The organism is Undibacterium sp. SXout7W (assembly GCF_049339385.1).
Taxonomy (GTDB): domain Bacteria; phylum Pseudomonadota; class Gammaproteobacteria; order Burkholderiales; family Burkholderiaceae_D; genus Undibacterium.
In genome coordinates this window covers 33,023-56,170 of record NZ_JBMPPF010000017.1, presented here as the reverse complement: position 1 = coordinate 56,170, position 23,148 = coordinate 33,023, and the positions used below count along the sequence as shown (strand labels likewise).

Annotated in this window: 18 protein-coding genes; 14 read left to right on the top strand and 4 right to left on the bottom strand. The window is 49.5% G+C overall.

Annotation, left to right across the window (positions count from 1 at the left end; translation table 11 throughout):
* Positions 1-30 precede the first annotated feature (30 nt).
* The 3 genes from ACO0LB_RS15540 to uvrA are packed head-to-tail and all read right to left on the bottom strand — an operon-like array spanning position 31 to position 4,618.
* Complete coding sequence (locus ACO0LB_RS15540) at positions 31-1,134, bottom strand: patatin-like phospholipase family protein (protein WP_423050651.1); 1,104 nt, start codon at positions 1,132-1,134, stop codon at positions 31-33.
* Between the two features lie 17 nt (positions 1,135-1,151).
* The gene (gene pth / locus ACO0LB_RS15535; protein ID WP_423050649.1) at positions 1,152-1,727 is read right to left on the bottom strand and encodes an aminoacyl-tRNA hydrolase; all 576 of its coding nucleotides are present in this window, start codon (positions 1,725-1,727) and stop codon (positions 1,152-1,154) included.
* Positions 1,728-1,750: 23 nt separating this feature from the next.
* Positions 1,751-4,618: an excinuclease ABC subunit UvrA gene (gene uvrA / locus ACO0LB_RS15530; RefSeq protein WP_423050780.1), complete on the bottom strand. Its 2,868-nt coding sequence runs from the start codon at positions 4,616-4,618 to the stop codon at positions 1,751-1,753.
* A gap of 250 nt (positions 4,619-4,868) precedes the next feature.
* Between uvrA and ACO0LB_RS15525 the strand changes: the two genes are divergently transcribed.
* The 3 genes from ACO0LB_RS15525 to ACO0LB_RS15515 all read left to right on the top strand — a co-directional run bounded on the left by ACO0LB_RS15525 (position 4,869) and on the right by ACO0LB_RS15515 (position 7,393).
* Complete coding sequence (locus tag ACO0LB_RS15525; RefSeq protein ID WP_423050778.1) at positions 4,869-6,050, top strand: MFS transporter; 1,182 nt, start codon at positions 4,869-4,871, stop codon at positions 6,048-6,050.
* Positions 6,051-6,085: 35 nt separating this feature from the next.
* Positions 6,086-6,568, top strand: coding sequence for a single-stranded DNA-binding protein (gene ssb, locus ACO0LB_RS15520; RefSeq protein WP_423050647.1), 483 nt, complete (start codon positions 6,086-6,088; stop codon positions 6,566-6,568).
* 480 nt (positions 6,569-7,048) lie between these two features.
* Positions 7,049-7,393 carry a hypothetical protein gene (locus ACO0LB_RS15515; protein WP_423050645.1) on the top strand — a complete coding sequence of 115 codons (345 nt, stop codon included), beginning with the start codon at positions 7,049-7,051 and terminating at the stop codon, positions 7,391-7,393.
* A 270-nt stretch (positions 7,394-7,663) separates the two neighbouring features.
* Here the strand turns inward: ACO0LB_RS15515 and ACO0LB_RS15510 are convergent, their stop codons facing one another.
* Positions 7,664-9,358 carry a methyl-accepting chemotaxis protein gene (locus ACO0LB_RS15510; RefSeq protein ID WP_423050643.1) on the bottom strand — a complete coding sequence of 565 codons (1,695 nt, stop codon included), beginning with the start codon at positions 9,356-9,358 and terminating at the stop codon, positions 7,664-7,666.
* A 286-nt stretch (positions 9,359-9,644) separates the two neighbouring features.
* Here ACO0LB_RS15510 and ACO0LB_RS15505 point away from each other — a divergent pair, with 286 nt between their 5' ends.
* From ACO0LB_RS15505 to ACO0LB_RS15455, 11 genes are all read left to right on the top strand, one after another.
* On the top strand, positions 9,645-10,334 hold the full coding sequence (locus ACO0LB_RS15505) for a transposase (protein WP_423050641.1): 690 nt from the start codon (positions 9,645-9,647) through the stop codon (positions 10,332-10,334).
* Positions 10,335-10,627: 293 nt separating this feature from the next.
* Positions 10,628-15,316, top strand: coding sequence for a glutamate synthase-related protein (locus tag ACO0LB_RS15500; RefSeq protein WP_423050639.1), 4,689 nt, complete (start codon positions 10,628-10,630; stop codon positions 15,314-15,316).
* Positions 15,317-15,433: 117 nt separating this feature from the next.
* Positions 15,434-16,897 (top strand): glutamate synthase subunit beta, encoded by a 1,464-nt coding sequence (locus ACO0LB_RS15495; protein ID WP_423050637.1) that lies wholly within the window; start codon positions 15,434-15,436, stop codon positions 16,895-16,897.
* A gap of 356 nt (positions 16,898-17,253) precedes the next feature.
* Positions 17,254-18,060, top strand: coding sequence for an ABC transporter ATP-binding protein (locus ACO0LB_RS15490; protein ID WP_423050635.1), 807 nt, complete (start codon positions 17,254-17,256; stop codon positions 18,058-18,060).
* Entirely contained in the window at positions 18,057-18,824 is a 768-nt protein-coding gene (gene mlaE, locus ACO0LB_RS15485) for a lipid asymmetry maintenance ABC transporter permease subunit MlaE (protein WP_423050633.1), read from the top strand. The genes ACO0LB_RS15490 and mlaE overlap by 4 nt, the downstream gene beginning before the upstream one ends.
* A gap of 133 nt (positions 18,825-18,957) precedes the next feature.
* The gene (mlaD, locus tag ACO0LB_RS15480) at positions 18,958-19,431 is read left to right on the top strand and encodes an outer membrane lipid asymmetry maintenance protein MlaD (protein WP_423050776.1); all 474 of its coding nucleotides are present in this window, start codon (positions 18,958-18,960) and stop codon (positions 19,429-19,431) included.
* Positions 19,428-20,201: an MlaA family lipoprotein gene (locus tag ACO0LB_RS15475; protein WP_423050631.1), complete on the top strand. Its 774-nt coding sequence runs from the start codon at positions 19,428-19,430 to the stop codon at positions 20,199-20,201. Before mlaD ends, ACO0LB_RS15475 begins: the two co-directional genes overlap by 4 nt.
* A 154-nt stretch (positions 20,202-20,355) precedes the next feature.
* Positions 20,356-21,000, top strand: coding sequence for an MlaC/ttg2D family ABC transporter substrate-binding protein (locus ACO0LB_RS15470; protein WP_423050629.1), 645 nt, complete (start codon positions 20,356-20,358; stop codon positions 20,998-21,000).
* Positions 21,001-21,015: 15 nt separating this feature from the next.
* Positions 21,016-21,291: an STAS domain-containing protein gene (locus tag ACO0LB_RS15465; protein ID WP_423050627.1), complete on the top strand. Its 276-nt coding sequence runs from the start codon at positions 21,016-21,018 to the stop codon at positions 21,289-21,291.
* Positions 21,292-21,444: 153 nt separating this feature from the next.
* On the top strand, positions 21,445-22,362 hold the full coding sequence (locus ACO0LB_RS15460) for an ABC transporter ATP-binding protein (RefSeq protein WP_423050625.1): 918 nt from the start codon (positions 21,445-21,447) through the stop codon (positions 22,360-22,362).
* Positions 22,363-22,371: 9 nt separating this feature from the next.
* The gene (locus ACO0LB_RS15455) at positions 22,372-23,127 is read left to right on the top strand and encodes an ABC transporter permease (RefSeq protein ID WP_423050774.1); all 756 of its coding nucleotides are present in this window, start codon (positions 22,372-22,374) and stop codon (positions 23,125-23,127) included.
* The last annotated feature ends 21 nt before the right edge of the window (positions 23,128-23,148 follow it).

Genomic DNA, 23,148 nt, shown 5'->3' with positions numbered 1-23,148 from the left:
AAAAATTGATAAATTCACACATGTTGACACTCAGAAGTTCAGTGCCTGGACTATTGATAAATCGGGGCGTCGGACAAATTCGGCAAAGGCATCCCGCAGTCTGCCGCTTTCACTGATAGCCAGACGCCAGTTCTGGATGCGAAACTCATGATCCGTGTTGTAGTAGAAAAAATCCTGTCTGTCCGGCAATTTGCCGCGTGATAAGGTTTTAAGAAAACTGGCAGACGGTGACACCATGATCAGATTATCAACCCAGTGACGATGGGCACCTTTGCCTGCTCGTCTCCACGTCAGAGCCTTGTCCAACCATCCCGGAATGATTTGGTGCGAAAAGTGCGGATACAGCACCAGAGCGCCTTCTTTGCCACCTGCCAGACGTGAGTAAGGAAGATCCAGATGATAGTCGATCATCCCGCCGTCCCAATAGCTGCCTGCTGGCGCTTGTGGAATATGGCTGACCGCTTGCATCACCAGCGGCAGCGTACCTGATGCCAGTAATGAAGGGGCCAGATTGCTTTCGGTAAGAGGACTGAAATGTGTATCAAAAGCATCAAATCGCGCTTTTAGCCAGAATAATGGATCGCGGGCATCACCGATGATCACGCGCTCCATATGTTTTGCCATTCGAGAGCGTGATATCAGGTTTGACACCGCAGCTTGAGCAAAGCCCAGTCTGGCCTGATTCGCAGAGGATGGCATATCCAGCAAACCACGACCACGGTTCGCCAGTATTTGTAAGCGATGCTGTGGCTGATGCACGATCTCGTGCTCATGTCCCTGGATAAAAGCCTGCAACAGGTTCTGAATCACCTCTGTTACGTAAGCGGCGCTGGGTTTGACGGGATAGCGTTGTTCGCAGTACAAATTCCCTAGTCGTTCAAACGCGGCCACCGGGTCGGCACAACTGGCCGCCGCCATACGCCATGCACCTATCGAAGCGCCGATCAGGGTGCGTTCGCGTGGGGACGATGGCAGCCATTCACCAAATAACCACTGATCCAATGCTTGCAAAATCAGGCCTTTGGGGCCGCCTGCTGCGGCTGGAATTACGGCGATGTCGGCTGCCTGCAGACCGTGTTGCTGCATGTGGCGATAAGCAGTTTTTCCGGCAAAAATCTGGATGGGAGAAGGCATGATCACTCCGGTAGCGATTACTTCGCGGCGGTATGTAAACGGGTCATGGCTTCTGCGAATTCACCAGCGACCATCAGCGGCAGTACATCCATACTTTTGGCAATGGCTTCGTCAATCAACGGCTGTTCTTCCTTACGTGGGCGGTGCAATACAAAATCTGCCACGCCCTGATTCAGATTCAGCGTGCGCGGATGACCGATGCCGATACGCAACCGCCAGTAATCCTGAGTACCGAGCGCGGCGGTGATGTCTTTGAGTCCGTTATGGCCACCGGACGAGCCGCCTTTTTTGAGCTTGGCGACACCTGGCAGCATGTCCAGTTCATCATGCACCACCAGAATCTGATCCGGTGTGATTTTATAAAAGCGACAGATCGCACCGACCGACTGGCCGGAGCGGTTCATGAAGGTCTGGGGTTCCAGCAACCAGACTTCTTGGCCGGCGATCCGGGTTTTTCCCACCATCGCATTAAAATTTTTGTCGCGCTGCAGGCTGACCGGAAATTGATCAACCAGCCAGAAGCCCGCGTTATGGCGGGTTTGTTCATACTCCGGCCCCGGGTTACCGAGGCCGACGATCAGACGGATAGACATACTAATTCAAGGTTAATTAAGACTTATTTGTTGTGTTTTTTCAGCAGTGGCAGCAGGTATTTACCCGTCACGCTGTCGGGATTGGCCGCTACTTGTTCCGGTGTGCCGGTAGCGATAATTCTGCCGCCACCCGCACCACCTTCCGGACCCAGATCAATCAGCCAGTCAGCGGTCTTGATCACATCCAGATTGTGTTCGATGATGACCAGCGTATTGCCCTGATCACGCAAGCGGTGGATGACTTTGAGCAGCAGCGCAATATCATGGAAATGCAGACCGGTAGTCGGTTCATCCAGAATATACAAGGTGCGGCCGGTATCGCGTTTCGACAATTCCAGCGACAGCTTCACCCTTTGTGCTTCGCCACCGGACAGCGTGGTGGCGCTCTGACCGAGACGGATATAGCCAAGACCGACATCCAGTAACGTGTGCAGCTTGCGTGCAATCACCGGCACCGGTTTGAAGAATTCATGCGCATCTTCAACCGTCATTTCCAGCACTTCGTGGATATTCTTGCCTTTGTACTGGACTTCCAGCGTTTCGCGGTTATAGCGTTTGCCATGGCAGACATCGCAGGGGACGTAGACATCCGGCAGGAAGTGCATTTCGACTTTAATCACGCCATCGCCTTGACAGGCTTCGCAGCGGCCGCCTTTCACGTTGAACGAGAAGCGGCCAGCGCTGTAGCCACGTTCTTTGGCGGTCGGTACCGTGGAAAATAAATCACGGATAGGGGTGAATAAGCCGGTATACGTGGCTGGGTTAGAGCGTGGTGTGCGGCCTATCGGTGCCTGATCGACAGAAATCACTTTATCAAAATGCTCGAGTCCGCTCACATGGTCAAACGCAGCAGGCTCGGTCTGTGAGCCATACAAATGGCGGGCCGCCACATGGTAGAGCGTGTCATTCACCAGCGTGGATTTGCCCGAGCCGGATACGCCGGTCACGCAAGTCAGCAAGCCGACCGGCAGCGTCATATCCTGATTTTTCAGATTATTGCCACGCGCACCCGCAATCAGCAATTGCTTATCCGGATCGGCGGCGGTACGTTGCTTCGGTACGCTGATTTCCAGTTCGCCGCTCAGATATTTTGCTGTCAGCGAACGCGGGTTTTGCATAATGTCATCCAGCGCGCCCTGGGCGATCACTTCACCACCATGCACGCCAGCGCCTATGCCCATATCGACCACGAAGTCGGCGCAGCGTATCGCATCTTCGTCATGCTCCACCACCAGCACGCTGTTGCCGATATCGCGCAAATGCTTGAGCGTATCGATCAGACGGTCGTTGTCACGCTGATGCAGACCGATAGATGGTTCATCCAGTACATACATCACGCCGGTCAGGCCCGAGCCGATTTGCGAAGCGAGGCGGATACGCTGTGCTTCACCACCCGACAAGGTATCTGCGCTGCGTTCCAGCGACAGATAATCGAGCCCTACGTTATTGAGGAAAGTCAGGCGGGCTGTGATTTCCTTAATGATGCGGTCGGCGATATCGCGTTTTGAGCCTTGCAGTTGCAGATTTTCAAAGAAATGCAGGGTGGCTCGCAAAGGCATGGCGCTGATGTCGAAAATCGCTTTTTCCTGCTCACCATGACCGACTTTGACAAAACGCGCCTCGATGCGCAAACGCGCGCCATGGCAAGATGGGCATTGTTTTTCGTTGATGAATTTCGCCAGCTCTTCTTTCACCGCCATCGAATCGGTTTCGCGATATCGACGTTGCAAGTTATTAACCACGCCTTCAAACGTATGTTCTTTGACGACAGTCCGCCCTTGCTCGTTAATGTAGGTGAACGGAATGGTTTGTTTGCCCGATCCATACAAAATGATTTGCTGCGCCGATTCCGGTAATTGTTCAAATGGCGTATCGATATCGAAGTCATAAAAAGCCGCCAGATTTGACAGCATCTGGAAGTAAAACTGATTACGACGATCCCAGCCTTTGACGGCACCACTGGCCAGCGACAGATTGGGGAAGGCGACGATTCGCTTCGGATCAAAGAATTCGATATGACCCAGCCCGTCACATTCCGGACAGGCACCCATCGGGTTATTGAACGAGAACAGACGTGGTTCCAGTTCTTGCAGTGAATAGCCGCAGGTCGGACAGGCGAATTTGTTCGAAAACAGTTGTTCATGCCCGTTTTCCATATTGACTACCAGAGCACGGCCATTGGCGATGCGCAGGCATGTTTCAAAGGATTCCGCCAGACGTTGCTTGATATCTTCGCGCACTTTGACTCGATCCACCACCACGTCGATGGTATGTTTTTCAGTTTTTTTCAGCTTGGGCAGATCGTCAACCTCCACAATTTTGGCTTCATGCGTGCCACTTTGTACGCGGAAGCGGACAAAGCCCTGCGCCTGCATCTGTTCAAACAGATCCACATGTTCGCCTTTGCGGTTCGATACTACTGGTGCCAGTATCATCAACTTGCTGTCTTCCGGCATGGCCAGTACGGAATCCACCATTTGCGAGACTGATTGCGCCGCCAGCGGGTTTTCCGGATGATCCGGGCAATATGGCGTGCCTACCCGTGCGTACAGCAGACGCAGATAGTCATGAATTTCAGTGACCGTGCCGACGGTGGAGCGCGGATTATGCGAGGTTGCCTTCTGCTCGATAGAAATCGCCGGCGACAGACCTTCGATTAGATCGACGTCTGGCTTTTCCATCAGTTGCAGAAACTGGCGCGCGTAGGCGGACAGCGATTCAACGTAGCGGCGTTGCCCTTCGGCGTACAAAGTATCGAAGGCTAATGAGGATTTGCCAGAGCCGGACAGTCCGGTAATCACCACCAGCTTGTTGCGCGGCAAATCCAGATTAATGTTTTTCAGATTATGGGTACGTGCTCCACGTACCCGGATCAGCTCGCGCTTTTGCATCAGGGCAATATCGTCAGCGTCGAACTCGATTTCGGCAGGTTTTGATGCTTTTGCAGCTTTTGGTCGTGTCGTCATGGTATTTGATCTGAATTTGGGCGGAGGCAAGCAACCTGCTACTATAACGGGTTTTTGAACATTACCGCAGGCTCGTCTTTGCTTTGCGCAAATAACACCGATTAGGCGAGTTTTTGATATGACTATGGCAACAAATTCCAACGCAGCGACTGAATCAGATTCAAACTCTGCCGGTATGAGCCGGGATGAGATCCGCTCCGCAACATCCTTGGCCTCCATTTTTGCTCTGCGCATGCTGGGATTGTTTTTAATTCTTCCGGTATTTGCGATCCATGCCAAAACCTTGCCGGATGGCGATAACAGTATGCTGGTTGGGCTGGCGATGGGGATTTACGGCTTAAGCCAGGCGTTTGGGCAAATTCCGTTCGGTATTGCATCCGATAAATTTGGTCGTAAGCGCATTATCGTGATCGGCCTGTTGCTGTTTGCCGCAGGTGCTTTTGTCGCTGCGATGGCAACGACGGTCATGGGCGTCCTGATTGGTCGGGCGATACAGGGTGCTGGTGCGATTTCGGCGGCGATCACTGCGCTGATTGCCGATTCAACGCGAGAAGAGCATCGTACCAAGGCGATGGCGATGGTGGGTGGCTCCATTGGACTCACGTTTGCATTATCACTGGTGGCGGCCCCCTTGTTGTATCAGCGTATTGGCATGCAGGGCATTTTTGGACTGACAGCAGTACTGTCATTGATGGCCATCGCGGTGGTGTTGTATGTGACTCCCGAAGCACCAGCGGTGCCGCATGAGCCTGTGCCGTTATCTGTGGTGCTAAAAAATCGCGAATTGATGCGCTTGAATTACGGCGTGTTTGTATTGCATCTGTCGCAAATGGCGATGTTTGTCGTGGTGCCTTCGGCACTGGTGCAATTTGCCGATTTGCCTGTGGTATCGCATTGGAAAGTCTATCTGCCCATCATGTTCGTTTCTTTTATTGCGATGTTGCCGGCGATTTTTGTGGGCGAAAAATATGGCAAGATGAAACAGGTATTTGTTGGTGCTATTGCGTTGCTGTTGCTGGTACAACTGGGATTCTGGCAATTTTTACAGCAACCGTGGGCATTGATTGCGTTGCTGTTTGCATTTTTTGTGGCGTTTAATATTCTTGAAGCTAGTCAGCCGTCGTTGGTGTCGCGGATCGCGCCACCATCGGCGAAAGGTGCCGCGCTCGGTGTCTACAATACCTTGCAGGCGATTGGCCTGTTCTGTGGCGGCGCTATCGGAGGCTGGTTGAAACAGCATATGGATGCCTCATCGGTCTTTATTGTCAGTGCCATCATGACGATGCTGTGGCTTATAATCGCGGTCAATATGCCTGCGATTGCAAAACGCAGCAAACCTGCCACCGTGCAGGCTTAAACTTTATTTGAATTACAGGAAAACAGGAGAATTACATGGCATCCGTGAACAAAGTCATCATCGTCGGCAATCTGGGCCGCGACCCGGAAACACGTTATATGCCAAGTGGTGATGCCATGACCAGCATTACAGTGGCAACGACGGATAGCTGGAAAGACAAGGCGACCGGTGAAAAGAAAGAGCAGACAGAATGGCACCGCATCACCTTTTTCGGCAAATTGGCAGAAATCGCCGGACAATACCTGAAAAAAGGCTCTCAAGTCTACGTGGAAGGGTCATTGCGTACTCGTAAGTACACTGACAAAGACGGTGTCGAGAAATATGCAACAGACATCAAGGCTGACAGTATGCAGATGCTGGGTAGCCGTCAGGGTATGGGCGGAGCGCCTATGGACGACGGTTATGGCAGCAGCCCTGCGCCAATGCCACGTCAGTCTGCTGCACCAGCGCCACGTCAGCCAGCGCCTTCACGTCCAGCACCCAATTTTTCGGATATGGATGACGATATTCCATTTTGAACAATTTTCAGTATGCTAAAAAAGCAGCCCCAGTGGCTGCTTTTTTTATGTCGCGAACTGGCGTTTGGGAAGCGTTAAGCAAATGATTTGTGGTGCAGTATGACATCGTGATTTTGAATATCCATCAATGTTGCTCAGTACGAGCGATATTTCATTGCGACCTGATGTCAAACATCAACTGGAGCTGATGAAAGTTAGACGAAAATGCGGGCAAGGCTGGACATAAGCTGTCATCCGGTGAAGTCGGCTTCTCGTGGTCAAATTTATGTAGCAATGTTATTTTTATTAACACGGGGTTAAAAAATGAAAATAAAATAACAAAAAATATTTTTTTACTATTTTTTATAAAATATTTTTACAAAAAACTGAAAATTTGTAACGAAGCGTGTCAACTGAACTGTAAATTCATCCGTTTTCAGACGTAAAGAATCTTTGCCAATAACATCCAACAAGCGAAGATTTCCTCACAGGAGTCTGAAAATGATTTACGAAATACTGGTTCGTGCCGCTGAGAATAAAAAAATCACTTCCGATCATCTGATCTGGATTGAAAGCGATTTACCGACACGTTCATTCGAAAAATGGTTGCAAGACAGATCGTTGTTGGATGCAAGCGGCAAATCTCCGGTTGTTCGCTGGAGTATCGTGCAGACGCAGCGTCCTGCACATTTTAAGCTGGCGACTCAGGCGAAAGCACTGAAAACCAGAATCTCAGAACTTTTGAGCGGTGTACATGAGATCGTCGATGTACCTGACGCATCCCGTGCACTGAAGGCATTTCGCCTGAAGACAGCCAAGCGTGAACTGGTCAGCGCCTACATGTAATCAGGGTTCTGCCGTGTTGGTGAGACTGATGGTTCTCACAACATACTGACAATCTTTAGTCTAGGATTCTGCTAAGCAGGTTCAGATGTTTTATGTCAAAAAGTCCCGCCTTATACGTTGTTGATACATTCATCATGTCATAACAGCATATAAGACGGGACTTTCGTATTCATAGAAATTGTTGGTAACAGTGCTTAGCAATACTTGTCAGGGATTGCGATTGCGCCACTATTGCGTTCGGTAGGTAGTAGCGCCGCAGTGCACACAAATTCAAAATTCTTCCCAGTCCTTATCCGCTCGATGATTGGTCGACGGAGTTTTTGTGTGTGCCGCCAATAATCCTGGTCGTTGTGCTGCCCGTGGTTTTTGACTGCTACTCATGGCTCTCTGGGGCGCGCTGGATGTTACTGTTTCTCCGGCAATTTTAAACTGCGCAACGACTTGCGATAATTTCAGCGACTGATCGCGCATACTTTCTGCCGATGCTGCTGCCTGTTCAACCAGCGCTGCATTTTGCTGCGTCATTTCATCCATCTGTGTGACCGCCAGATTCACCTGTTCTATGCCTGCGCTTTGTTCGCGGCTGGCAGAGGTGATTTCATTCATGATGTCGGCCACTTGCTGAACGCTGGATACGATGTCTTGCATCGTTTTTCCTGCGGTATCAACCAGCTTGCTGCCATGTTCTACTTCACTGACTGAATCGTTGATCAGTGCCTTGATTTCTTTGGCCGCCGACGCGCTGCGTTGAGCCAGGTTGCGAACTTCTGTCGCGACGACTGCAAAGCCACGCCCCTGTTCGCCCGCTCGTGCTGCTTCTACTGCGGCATTCAGTGCCAGGATATTGGTTTGAAATGCAATGCTATCGATCACGCCGATAATATCGACAATCTTACGTGAGCTGTCTTTGATAGCGCCCATGGTACTCACCACCTGATCCACCACCTCACCGCCACGCACTGCTACGCCAGATGCTGACAGAACCAGTTGATTGGCATGTTGCGCATTTTCTGCATTTAATCTGACCGTGGAAGTCAACTCTTCCATGGAGGAGGCTGTTTCCTGCAGGGAACTGGCCTGTGATTCTGTGCGTGCCGATAGGTCTGCATTACCGGATGCAATTTCACCTGATGCGGTCATGATTGTTTCTGTCCCATGACGCACTTCCGAAATAACCTGACTTAATCCGTGACTGACGCCATTGATGGCTTCCATCATTTTGCCGATTTCATCATGACGCTGTATTTGAATTACGCCACTTAGGTCACCTGTCGCCATTTTTTCTGCAACTTCTGTCGTCAGTCGCAGTGGGTGAGTGATGGAGTTGGTGATCAGCCAGGCGCATACCAGAGACAGTGCCGTCACTAATATTGATAATATGATCAATAAGATACGGCTAGCTTCGTAGGTGTTTTGTATTTCCAGGGCGGTTTGGTCAATTTTATCGCGCTGGCCTTTTAATAATTCTTCAATTTTTTGAGTGTAATATTTGCCCGCCGGTGTGAAGTTTTTTTCCAGCGACTGATTGGCCTCTTCAGTTTTATCTTCTTTTTTCAGATTTACGATGGTTTCGCGGGCAGCGAGATAACTTTTGCGTGCCTCGCCAATTTCTTTGAAAAGAATTTTTTCCCGATCCGATTGCATATGCTCCTCAATCGATTTTTGCAAGATCGCAGACGTTCTCGTTGACTCTGCCTGATCTTCAGCGAAAAAAGTTGCCAGTGATGGATCGCTGCTTTTGGCAATCGCGGTCGTGCGCCGGATTCCAGTATGAATATTACGGTACCAGTCGCTGACTAAGCGCTCTGTCGTTAGAGGGTCTTTCATTAACTGCTCACTGGCTTGCGCGACAGTATGCAATCTGGCGATGGCGATGATGGTGGTCAGCAGAGACAGAAATAGAATGATGGCAAAACCCAGACCGAGGCGTTTCGCAACGGACAGGTGTTTAATTGAATTGCTCATGATGTGGTGTAAACCTTTTTGTGTAGTGCGAGGGCTTTAAAAACGACTTTGTCACTGTCTCCCTGACAAGTCACGCGGCTTCTCAATAAATCTATCCACTTGGCAATATTGTAACCGTTCACCATATTCATGTAATGGTTATTCATCAAATGAAGAAAAATCTATTTCAATAGTAAAAAATTTTTGTTGTATAAATTTTTACTTGGGAAGATGTCGCAAGTCTCAGCCTATGCCATAGTCGGTGACCTTACAATACGTATCTTCCTACTTCAGTGAGAGCATTTTCATGGCAAGACTTCCACGCCTGGTCATTCCTCAGGCTTTGCATCATGTGATACAGCGCAGCCATGATGGCACACAATTATTTCGCGATAATGAAGATCATCAGCGGTTTATTGCCTGGCTGGCAGAGGCGGGGAAGCTGTTTCAGGTTTTGGTGCATGCGTATGTATTGATGCCGGATCATGTGCATTTGCTCATGACGCCTGCTGACGACACTGGTCTGGGGAAAATGATGCAATGGGTAGGGCGCCATTACGTACCGTATTTCAATCGCAAATATCAGCGTAGCGGCAGCCTGTGGCAGGGACGTTTTAAGGCAACGGTGATTGAAGGTACACGATATTTTTTACCTTGCAGTATTTACATTGAAAGTAATCCTGTTCGCTCCAGACTGGTGCAGGAGGCGGCTGATTATCCGTGGTCGAGTTATCGTCATCACATCGGTTTGCAAACCGATCCTCTGATTGCCGATCACTCATTGTATTGGGCTCTGGGAAATACACCTTTTCAGCGTGAGGCTGCCTACAAAGAGCGCATGGAGCAATCTTTTAGTCAAAGCGATATCGACGCAATGACAAACGCCACGCTCAAGGGGTGGCTGCTTGGCTCCGCACAATTCAAAGAAGACATGAGTAAGTTGACTGAGCGCCGGATTGAGCCTGTTCGTCGTGGCCGACCACGGAAGGTGACGTGAAGGTGCTTGACGTTGGTTGCCAGAGAATGCGGTGATCAATTTCAGAATGTGCAATCAGTGATGTACATTGCATTATCGTTTTGCTTCAAGTTATTCCTTCGCAGCCTGTGAATTTTCCGGACACGGTTTGTCACTGAAGCTGGGATTTTGATTGTTTTTACTATGTCCCCAATAAAAAAAATATTTGTTTATGATATTTTTAATTTAACACTGACCCTATATTTTCAGGTTGAACTTTCTATTGCACTGCACTATCCTCTGTACTAGTCTTTTAATTTGTCCCGGAGATAGCTATGCACGCTCAAGGTATGTACGACCCGTCTAATGAACATGATGCCTGTGGTGTGGGTTTTGTTGCCCACATTAAAGGTAAGAAAACCCACGCGATTGTGGATCAGGGTTTGCTGATTCTGAAAAATCTCGATCACAGGGGCGCTGTAGGTGCGGATGCTCTGATGGGCGACGGTGCCGGTATCTTGATTCAGATTCCGGATCAGTACTATCGCGAAGAAATGGCGAAACAGGGAATTGAGCTGCCTCCTCCGGGCGAGTACGGCGTTGGTATGATCTTTTTGCCGAAAGAATACGGCTCACGTCTTGCTTGTGAGCAAGAAATTGAGCGCGCTGTGCGTGCCGAAGGTCAGGTTGTATTAGGCTGGCGTGATGTGCCCGTCGATGCGGATATGCCGATGTCGCCGACCGTACGTGAAAAAGAGCCAGTCATTCGCCAGATATTTATCGGTCGTGGCCATGACATCATGGTGACTGATGCTCTGGAACGCAAACTGTATGTCATTCGTAAATCTGCGGTGCATGCGATTGAGGCGCTGAATCTGCTGCATGGTAAAGAATATTTCGTGCCTTCCATGTCTGCACGCACGATTGTTTATAAAGGTTTGCTGCTGGCAGATCAGGTTGGCGTGTACTACAAAGATTTGCAGGATGAGCGTTGCGTGTCCGCGCTGGCGCTGGTGCATCAGCGTTTTTCCACCAATACTTTCCCAGAATGGCCACTGGCTCATCCTTACCGCATGATCGCGCATAACGGTGAAATTAACACTGTGAAAGGTAACTTCAACTGGATGCGTGCCCGTGAAGGCGTGATGAAGTCCGCTGTGTTGGGTGATGATCTGCAAAAACTGTATCCGCTGATTTTTGAAGGTCAGTCTGATACCGCAAGCTTCGACAATGCACTTGAACTCCTGGTGATGGCGGGTTACCCGATCGCTCAGGCGATGATGATGATGATTCCGGAAGCCTGGGAAAATCACACGATGATGGATGACAACCGTCGTGCTTTCTACGAATATCACGCAGCGATGATGGAGCCGTGGGACGGCCCGGCTGCGATGGCGTTTACTGATGGTCGTCAGATCGGTGGCACGCTGGATCGTAACGGTTTGCGCCCTGCGCGTTACATCGTGACCGATGATGATCTGGTGGTGATGGCATCAGAATCTGGTGTATTGCCAATTCCTGAGTCAAAAATCATCAAAAAATGGCGTTTGCAACCCGGCAAAATGTTCCTGATCGATCTGGAAGCTGGTCGTATCATTGATGACAAAGAAATCAAAGATACGTATGCCAATGCCAAACCATACAAACAATGGATTCAATCTGTCCGTATTAAATTAGACAGTCTCAAGGCTGAACTGGATGCGGCTCCTGATGCTGCGAGTTTGCTGGATCGCCAGCAGGCATTTGGCTACACGCAGGAAGATCTGAAGTTCCTGATGGCACCAATGGCCAGCAACGGCGAAGAAGCAATCGGTTCCATGGGGAATGATTCTTCGCTGGCTGTGATGTCGAACAAACTCAAGCCACTGTACAACTACTTTAAGCAGTTGTTTGCGCAGGTGACGAATCCTCCGATCGATCCTATCCGTGAGGCAATGGTGATGTCGCTGGTGTCGTTCATCGGTCCTAAACCTAACTTGCTCGATACGAATAACATCAATCCACCGATGCGTCTGGAAGTATCGCAGCCAGTGCTGGACTTTGCCGATATCGCCAAATTGCGTAACATCAGCGCCAATACTGGCGGCAAGTTCAAGTCTTATGAACTCGATATCTGCTATCCGGTATCCTGGGGTAAAGAAGGGATTGAAGCGCGCCTGGCTTCTATTTGTGCCGAAGTCGTGGATGCGGTCAAATCCGGTCATAACATCATGATCATTACTGATCGCAAAATGAATGCCGATTTCGTGGCGATTCCTGCTTTGCTGGCGACATCGACTGTGCATCAGCATCTGGTCAGTAAAGGTCTGCGTACCACCACTGGTCTGGTCGTCGAGACAGGTTCTGCGCGTGAAACGCATCACTTTGCTTTGTTGGCAGGCTACGGTGCAGAAGCCGTGCATCCTTATCTGGCAATGCAGACGCTGGCTGACATGGCGAAAGACTTGTCTGGCGATCTGTCGGCAGATAAAGCGATCTACAACTACACCAAGGCAGTGGGCAAAGGCCTCATGAAGGTCATGTCGAAAATGGGTATTTCGACCTACATGTCGTATTGTGGCGCACAGATTTTTGAAGCCATTGGCCTGAACAAATCACTGGTCGACAAATACTTTAAAGGTACAGCATCGAACGTTGAAGGTATCGGTGTGTTTGAAGTCGCAGAAGAAGCCTTACGCCTGCACAAACTGGCATTTGGCCAAGATCCTGTTCTGGCGAATGCGCTGGATGCTGGTGGCGAATACGCATTCCGTGTTCGTGGTGAAGATCATATGTGGACACCAGATGCCATTGCAAAATTGCAGCATTCCACACGTTCCAACAGCTATAACTCGTATAAAGAATATGCGCAGATCATCAACGATCAGTCCAAGCGTCATATGACTTTGCGTGGCTTGTTTGAATTCAAGATTGATCCGTCAAAAGCGATTCCGCTGGAGCAGGTTGAGCCTGCAAAAGAAATCGTCAAGCGCTTTGCTACCGGTGCAATGTCTTTGGGTTCCATCAGTACAGAAGCTCACGCGACGCTGGCGATTGCGATGAACCGGATTGGCGGTAAGTCAAATACAGGCGAAGGCGGTGAAGATCCGGCACGTTACCAGCAAGAGTTGAAGGGTATTCCTATCAAGCAAGGCGCCACATTGGCTTCTGTGATTGGCAAGGAACAGATCGAAGTGGATATTCCATTGATGGAAGGCGATTCACTGCGCTCTAGAATCAAACAGGTTGCTTCCGGTCGTTTCGGTGTGACAGCCGAGTATCTGACATCTGCCGACCAGATCCAGATCAAGATGGCGCAAGGTGCAAAACCTGGTGAAGGCGGTCAGTTGCCTGGCCATAAAGTATCTGAATACATTGCTAAATTGCGTTTTTCTGTACCAGGCGTCGGTCTGATTTCTCCGCCTCCGCATCACGATATTTATTCGATTGAAGATTTGGCGCAGTTGATTCATGACCTGAAAAACGTCAATCCCAAAGCATCTATTTCAGTCAAGCTGGTTTCTGAAGTCGGCGTGGGTACTGTTGCCGCAGGTGTTTCCAAAGCGAAGGCTGATCACGTTGTGATCGCCGGACACGATGGTGGCACTGGCGCTTCTCCATTGTCTTCGATTAAGCATGCCGGTTCTCCATGGGAACTGGGCTTATCCGAAACGCAACAGACACTGGTATTGAATGGTTTGCGTGGACGTGTTCGTGTACAGGCTGATGGTCAGATGAAGACCGGTCGTGACGTGGCGATTGCCGCTATCCTTGGGGCTGATGAAATCGGCTTTGCGACTGCACCGCTGGTAGTTGAGGGCTGCATCATGATGCGTAAATGCCATCTGAATACTTGCCCGGTCGGTGTCGCGACACAAGATCCTGTCTTGCGTGCGAAGTTTTCTGGCAAGCCAGAATATGTGGTTAATTACTTCTTCTTCGTTGCCGAAGAGTTACGTCAGATCATGGCGCAACTGGGCATCCGCACTTATGACGATCTGATTGGTCGTGTTGATTTGCTGGATAAATCCAAAGCAATCAGCCATTGGAAAGCAAAAGGTCTGGATTTCAGCAAGATTTTCTATCAGGCCGAGTTAGGTAATGACACACAGGTTCGCCATGTTGATGTGCAAGATCACGGTCTGGACAAGGCACTGGATAACAAACTGATTGCACAGGCCAAGAGCGCACTTGAGACCGGTGAAAAAGTCTCCTTTATTTCTCCGATCAAGAATCTGAACCGTACTGTTGGTGCGATGTTGTCCGGTGAAGTAGCGAAGAAATATGGTCACGCTGGCTTGCCTGACGACACCATCCACATTCAGTTGCAAGGCACTGCAGGTCAGTCCGCAGGTGCATTCCTGGCACACGGCGTAACGCTGGATCTGGTGGGTGAAGGCAATGACTACGTTGGTAAAGGTTTGTCCGGTGGTCGTATCATCATCCGTCCCAATACCGAGTTCCGTGGTTGGGCAGTCGATAACATCATTTGCGGTAACACCGTCTTGTACGGCGCGATTTCCGGTGAAGCATTTATTAATGGTGTCGCCGGTGAGCGTTTCGCCGTACGCAACTCTGGTGCTGTGACGGTCGTTGAAGGTACTGGCGATCATGGTTGCGAATACATGACTGGCGGTACGGTCATCGTGTTGGGCAATACTGGTCGTAACTTTGCCGCAGGTATGTCTGGCGGTATCGCGTATGTCTATGACCCAGACGGTGAATTCGAAGCGAAATGCAATATGTCCATGGTCACGCTGGAGCAAGTGCTGGCAGGCGATGTACAGGTTGCTACTGTGGATAAATCCATCTGGCACAGCCGCTTGCGCGGCGGTGAGGGTGAGACTGATGAAGCGATTTTGCGCAACCTGATTGAGCGTCACTTTAAACATACAGGCAGTACCCGTGCACGTAATTTGTTGGACGACTGGGCGCGTAGCCGCGCCAAATTCGTCAAAGTATTCCCGACAGAATACAAACGCGCACTGGCTGAAATGTATGCGGCCAAACAGGCGATAGCGAAAAAAGAAAAGGTCACTGCCTAATTCAGTGTAGCGACGTCCGCATTGAGTGTGCGGACGTTGGCTCCTGTAGTAGTCAGGACGAGTCAAGATCAGTCAGGATGGAATGGGCAATGGCCCACAACAATATTGAGGTAAAAAATGGGTAAAGTCACCGGCTTCATGGAATACCAGCGTTTGCAGGAAGCAAGCGAAGCGCCACAATCGCGCAAAAAACACTATAAAGAATTTACAGTTCATCTGGATGACGCTCAGGCAAAAGTCCAGGGAGCACGTTGTATGGATTGTGGCATCCCTTTCTGTAATAACGGATGTCCAGTGAATAACATCATCCCTGACTGGAATGATCTGGTGTATCACGGCGATTACCAGCAAGCATTGGACGTATTGCATTCTACGAACAATTTCCCGGAATTTACCGGTCGTATCTGCCCTGCGCCTTGTGAGTCTGCATGCACGCTTGGTATTAACAGCGATGCTGTTGGAATCAAATCGATTGAGCATTTTATTATCGATAAAGGCTGGGAAAACGGTTGGGTCAAGCCCCAGATTCCAGCTATCAAAACGGGTAAAAAAATCGCTGTTGTCGGCTCTGGTCCTGCGGGTTTGGCTGCCGCACAGCAATTGGCCCGTGTTGGCCATGACGTGACAGTATTTGAGAAAAATGATCGCGCTGGTGGTTTGCTGCGTTACGGTATTCCTGATTTCAAAATGGAAAAATCTCACATTGATCGTCGTGTAGATCAGATGCAGGCAGAAGGCGTGACATTCCGCACCGGCGTGTTGATCGGCAAGGATTTCCCTACCACAGTCACAAACTGGTCCAAGGAAACGATTTCTCCAGAGCAGCTGCAAAAAGATTTTGACGCTGTCATCATCGCTGGCGGAGCTGAAAACCCACGCGACCTGCCAGTACCTGGCCGTGAACTGAAAGGCGTACATTTCGCGATGGATTTCCTGCCAGTACAGAACAAAGTGAACGCTGGTGACAAAGTCAAAGACCAGATCATGGCGACCGGCAAGCACGTAGTGGTCATCGGCGGCGGTGACACTGGTTCAGATTGCGTTGGTACATCGAACCGTCACGGTGCTAAATCTGTGACACAGTTTGAATTGCTGCCGCAGCCACCGGAACAAGAAAACAAACCACTGGTCTGGCCTTACTGGCCAACCAAGTTGCGCACATCCTCTTCTCATGAAGAAGGTTGCGAACGTGACTGGTCTATCGCGACTAAACGTCTGGAAGGCAAAGGCGGCAAAGTTGAAAAGCTGATCGCCTGCCGCGTTGAGTGGAAAGACGGCAAGATGCAGGAAGTGCCAGATTCAGAATTTGAAATGAAAGCGGATCTGGTATTGCTGGCGATGGGCTTTGTTTCTCCTGTGCAGCAAGTGTTGGATGCTTTCGGTGTGGAGAAAGACGTGCGCGGTAACGCCAAAGCAACGACTGATGGCGCTGGTTGTTACAAAACAAATGTCGAGAAGGTTTACGCGGCAGGTGATATGCGTCGCGGTCAATCGCTGGTTGTGTGGGCGATTCGTGAAGGCCGCCAGTGCGCGCGTGAAGTGGATGCATTCCTGATGGGTGATTCAGTACTTCCACGTTAACAATCGAGTTCAACCCGGATGTAAATGATGATTCGGGTTGAATTTCAAAGGCTGGCTTTTATATTTAATGCATTATTTTTAATAAAAGCCACCTTTCGCATTTGCAGCATCACAAATCTTTCGTTGATTTTTGGTGGTTTTCTGTTGTTACTGACTAATGATTCATTAATTTTTGCGCGCTGCAAAATTAATTTTTAAATTAAATACTCTTTAAATTTAAATTAGTAAATTAATGTTTGTTTTTTTATTAAAAACGAAATAATCATTATTTCGTTGTTTTTTTTGCATAGTTGTTGGCATCACTCTCTTTCCTGTTCTGGATTACAATCTAGTTTTTCCAAACACTCCTTTCTGACGTGCCAAATCTAGTTGAAATTCGAGATGTCCAATTTGGATATGGAGACCGGACCATTTTGTCTGGACTTCGTATGGATTTCCCACGCGGTAAAGTGATCGCCGTGATGGGCGGATCGGGGTCCGGTAAGACCACGATACTTCGTCTGATTGGCGGGCAAATACGACCGCAGAGCGGTTCCGTCATCGTGGATGGTCAGCAGGTACAAACGCTGGATAATAGCGGTCTCTACGCCATGCGCAGAAAAATGGGCATGTTATTTCAGCACGGTGCCTTATTTACTGATCTGGACGTGTTTGACAATGTGGCGTTTCCTATGCGCGAACATACCAATCTGCCAGAAACCATGATTCGTGATCTCGTGTTGCTGAAGTTGCAGGCAGTAGGTTTGCGTAACGCATATGCATTGAAGCCAGCTGAAATCTCCGGTGGGATGGCGCGTCGCGTTGCGTTGGCCAGAGCTATCGCGCTCGACCCACAGTTGATCATGTATGACGAGCCGTTTGCCGGACTAGACCCCATTTCCATGGGGGTGACGGCCAATCTGATCCGCAAGCTGAATGACGCGTTGGGCTCCACGTCTATTCTGGTGTCACACGATGTGCATGAGTCTTTTGCTATTGCCGATTATGTTTATTTTCTGTCGCAAGGCAAAATCGTCGCCCAAGGAACGCCAGAGCAGATGCAGGCATCGGAAGACCCTTATGTAAAACAGTTTGTTCATGCAGAAGCAGACGGACCTGTACCTTTCCATTATCCGGGAAAAACACTGGCGGATGATCTTGGACTCAACGAGGGGCGCAGATGATAGAACGTTTAGGACGTGTAGTCAGAAGTAGTCTGGCTGATCTGGGTTATGCCACGCGTTGTTTCTTTTCCATCTTGCTGAATGCGAGAGGTTTGTGGCGTCGACCCAGGCTGATCACGGATCAGATTCATTTCATTGGTAATTATTCGCTTGTCATCATCGCTGTATCAGGTCTGTTCGTTGGTTTTGTGCTCGCCTATCAAGGCTATTACACCCTGAACCGATATGGTTCCGAGGAAGCGCTGGGATTGCTGGTGGCGCTTGCATTGACGCGTGAATTAGGGCCGGTGGTGACTGCCTTGTTGTTCGCAGGGCGAGCCGGAACGTCTTTGACAGCAGAAATTGGGCTGATGAAAGCGGGAGAGCAGTTGGCTGCGATGGAAATGATGGCGGTCAATCCTATACAACGAGTACTGGCACCGCGTTTCATTGCTGGTCTGATCGCTCTTCCTGTGCTGACGGCGATTTTCAATGCCATGGGAGTGATTGGCGGGTATATCGTCGGCGTGAAGCTGATCGGAGTCGATAGCGGTGCTTTTTGGTCACAGATGCAAGCGGGTGTAGAAATTTGGCAGGACATCGGCAATGGCGTGATCAAGAGCATCGTATTTGGTTTTGCGGTCACGTTTGTCGCCCTGTTTCAGGGGTATGAAGCGCAACCAACGCCTGAAGGTGTGGCGCGTGCCACCACACGTACTGTTGTCGTGTCGTCATTGCTGGTGTTATGGCTGGATTTCCTGCTGACGGCGTGGATGTTTCAGTAGTGATCTGAACCAGATACTGGTACCAGTATCAGCTTATCGGCGCGCTACGCCTCGATGCAAGCAGCGCGAATTGAATATTGATATGGATACTCCCCCATTTATTGTGATTGGGGTAGAAGAATTGGGAGCAAATATGCAAAAAAAATCCTTGGATTTCTGGGTTGGCCTGTTCATCTTGCTGGGCGCGGCAGCGTTGTTATTTCTGGCACTGAAGGCCGGCAATATGAGCTCTTTGTCGCTGGAAAAGACCTATGATGTAGTAACACGCTTTGACAACATTGGCGGCCTGAAGCCACGTGCAGCCGTGAAAAGTGCAGGGGTTGTGGTTGGTCGTGTTGGTGAGATCAAGTTTGATGACAAAACATTTCAGGCCTCCGTCACTCTGCAATTGGAAACACGATACAAATTTCCCAAAGATACATCCGCAAAAATTCTGACTGCGGGCTTATTGGGTGAGCAATACATCGGTCTGGAGCCGGGCGGCGATACGACGAACCTGGCTGCTGGTGACAGAATCAAAATGACTCAGTCCGCGGTTGTGTTGGAAAACCTGATCAGTCAGTTTTTGTTCAGTAAGGCGGCTGATAGCTCGGAAGAAAAAAAATGAAATCAAAATTGAAAAAAAACTTGCCGCAACAAATGGCCAGCGTGTTGTTACTTGCAGCGAGCATATTGTTGACTGGATGCAGCACGGTTGCCGTTGATAAAATCAAAGACCGCGCAGACCAGACATTAGATGTCATTAGTACCAAGACTAACATCGGTAAAAATCCTCGTGATCCTATGGAGGGTTTTAATCGCATCATGTTCAACTTTAATGATGCGCTGGATCAAAATATCCTTCGGCCTGCCGCACAGGGTTACCGCGATATCACGCCGTCATTTGTACAGACAGGGATAGGGAATTTTTTCGGCAATATCGGCGATGTCTGGAACGCTGTGAATAACCTGCTGCAGGGGAAGCTGGGTGAAGGCATGAGCGATGTGATGCGTGTGGCGGTGAATACGACCTTTGGTTTCGGCGGTTTGCTGGATATCGGTTCGGAAGCCGGCCTGACCAAGCATCGTGAGGATTTTGGGCAGACACTTGGACGTTGGGGCGTCAGATCGGGTCCTTATCTGGTGTTGCCGCTGCTTGGCTCTTCCACTCTGCGTGATGCGATAGCAACGCCCGTGGATTTTAAAGGCGACATCTGGTCGTATAAAACACCAGTATATCTGCGCAATTCGGGTACGGCTTTACGTCTGGTGGATAAGCGTGCTTCGGTACTCGACGCAGGTAACCTGATCGAAGAAGCGGCTCTGGACAAGTATGTCTTCATTCGCGATGCGTACCTGCAGCGCCGTGCAGGCCAGATCAATCCTGATGATGATTGATTTGTATTGATATGCATTGGTTTGTATTGGTTTGAGGATGTCTCGTATTTGTATCAGAGAAAGACATTTGTAAGAAATAATGACCCGAGTCAACCACCAATCAGGTTGGCTGGTTAATGGTGGTGTGACCACTGTTTTAATAGGATAAAAAGACATGAAAACATTTTTTGTACGATTTTTTTTATTGTTCATGAGTGCCCTGGCATTTGCCGGTAGCAGCATGGCCGCTGACGAAGCGCCTGATCAGTTGGTGAAGCGCCTGAGTCAGGAAATTCTTGATATCGCCAAAAATGACAAGGATATTCAGGCGGGTAACCAAAAGCGTGTCTATGATCTGGTGGAGTCCAAGATTTTGCCTTACATTGATTTTCAGAAAATGACGGCATTGGCTGCTGGAAAAAATTGGAGAGATGCTACGCCCGAGCAGCAAAAACAACTGACGAATGAATTCCGTACCTTGTTAGTCTTTACTTATTCAGGTGCGATTGCCCAGATCAAGGATCAGCGTGTTGAGTTCAAACCGATGCGTTCTGCCCCGGAGGATACCGACGTTGAAGTGCGCTCACAGGTCATACAAAGTCGTGGTGAGCCTATACAACTGAATTATCGTCTGCAAAAAATGGCGACAGGCTGGAAAATCTATGACATCAATGTACTCGGTGCGTGGCTGGTCGAAACCTATAAAGGTAGTTTTTCTGCAGAGATCAGCAAATCTGGTATTGATGGCCTGATTAAGACGCTGTCGGATAAAAACAAAAAACTGGCAGCGGCAACACCTGCCAAAACAGCTTCCAAATAATCTGCGGAGCTCAGCGTGTATAAAATAAGCGGCGACTTGTGTCAGGAGAATGCGAATGTAGCAGTTGCTGCAGGCCTGGATGCGATCAGACAGGGCGAAGCGACATTCGATTGCTCGCACCTGTCCCGCATTGATTCGACAGCGGTTGTCGCGATGCTTGCATGGCAGCGTCAGGCGCATGCCAGTGGCAAGTCTCTGCAGTTTGTCGGTTTGCCTGGAGGCTTGCTGAGTTTGATCAGCCTGTATGGTTTAACGGATCAGTTTCAGTTGGAATCGACCGAGCGACATTGATGCCCGCCTCTGGCGCACCCGTATAATTGTTATTCGGGATGCTGATTCAGTTCAAACACTGAAAATCCCCTATAATCAAAGGTTTCGCCGGTTCACTGGCGAGCCTGTTGAATCCCCGGACACTGATTGGGCACGAAAGTGCAAACACGCCATATGGCCGCCATACAAATTACCAATATTCAAAAACGCTACCAGTCGCTACAAGCGCTGGGTGGTGTCTCACTTTCTATAGAAGAGGGTGAATTTTTCGGTTTGCTTGGCCCCAATGGTGCTGGCAAGACGACGCTGATCTCCATATTGGCAGGTTTAAACAGGGCTGATGCCGGACATATCACCGTAAAAGGACATGATGTTGTCACGGACTACCGTAACGCTCGCCGCAACCTTGGCGTTGTACCGCAGGAATTAGTATTTGACCCTTTTTTCACTGTGCGCGAAACACTGCGTATGCAATCCGGCTATTTTGGATTGAAAAACAATGATAAGTGGATAGATGAGATCATGGAAAATCTGGATCTCACGAATAAGGCCGACACCAATATGCGCGCTTTGTCTGGCGGTATGAAACGTCGGGTACTGGTCGCACAGGCGCTGGTGCATAAGCCACCCGTGATCGTACTGGATGAGCCTACTGCCGGTGTGGATGTGGAGTTGCGGCAGACGTTATGGAAATTTATCGCTCGCCTCAACCGCGAAGGCCATACCGTTGTGCTGACCACGCATTATCTGGAGGAGGCACAGGCGCTTTGTAATCGCATCGCGATGCTGAAGCTCGGTAAGGTGGTCGCTCTGGACAGCACTGCCGCATTGATCAAACGGATATCTGGCTCACAATTGCGAGTGACCCTTGCATCAACCGGTAACGTGGGATTACCTGCCAGCCTGAAAGATAAAATCATTACGCATGAAACGCCATCTGATCCACGTCAGTTTGCCTTGCGTGTAACCGACTACAATCAGGTTGAAACGATGTTGAATGAGTTCCGCATGGCTGGTTGCGTGCTTGAAGATTTGCAATTGCTGCAAGCGGATCTGGAAGATGTCTTTCTGCAAATCATGGAGGGCAAATAAATGCATGGCATGACCGGTTTTAATACGCTGCTTTACAAAGAAGTGCTGCGTTTCTGGAAAGTAGCAACCCAGACCATCACTGCGCCCATCATGACCGCTTTACTGTATCTGCTGATTTTCGGGCATGTACTGGAAGAGCATGTACAGGTGTATCCGGGAGTGAAATACACGGCATTCCTGGTACCTGGCCTGGTGATGATGAGTGTTTTGCAGAACGCTTTTGCCAATTCGTCGTCGTCGCTGATACAGTCCAAAATCACCGGTAACCTGGTATTTATTTTGCTACCGCCCTTATCTCACTGGGAAATTTTTGGTGCTTATGTGATTGCATCCATTCTGCGCGGATTGGCTGTGGGCACGGGCGTGTTTCTGGTGACTGCATGGTTTGCACATCTCAGTTTTGTCGCGCCACTGTGGATAGCACTGTTTGCCCTGATGGGGGCCGCCATGCTGGGAACGATGGGGTTAATTGCCGGTATCTGGGCAGAAAAATTTGACCAGTTGGCTGCCTTCCAGAATTTTCTGATCATGCCGGCAACGTTTTTATCCGGTGTGTTTTATTCCATTCATTCTTTGCCCGGTATCTGGCAAAGTATTTCCCGTTTTAACCCCTTCTTTTATATGATCGATGGCTTCCGTTTTGGCTTTTTCGGGAAATCAGACGTCGATCCGGTTTATAGTCTGACCATCGTTTCCATCTTCTTTCTGTTACTTGCGACCATTGCAGTGCAGATGTTGAAGCGTGGTTACAAATTGCGCCACTAATACGTCATTAGTTGTTTTTGA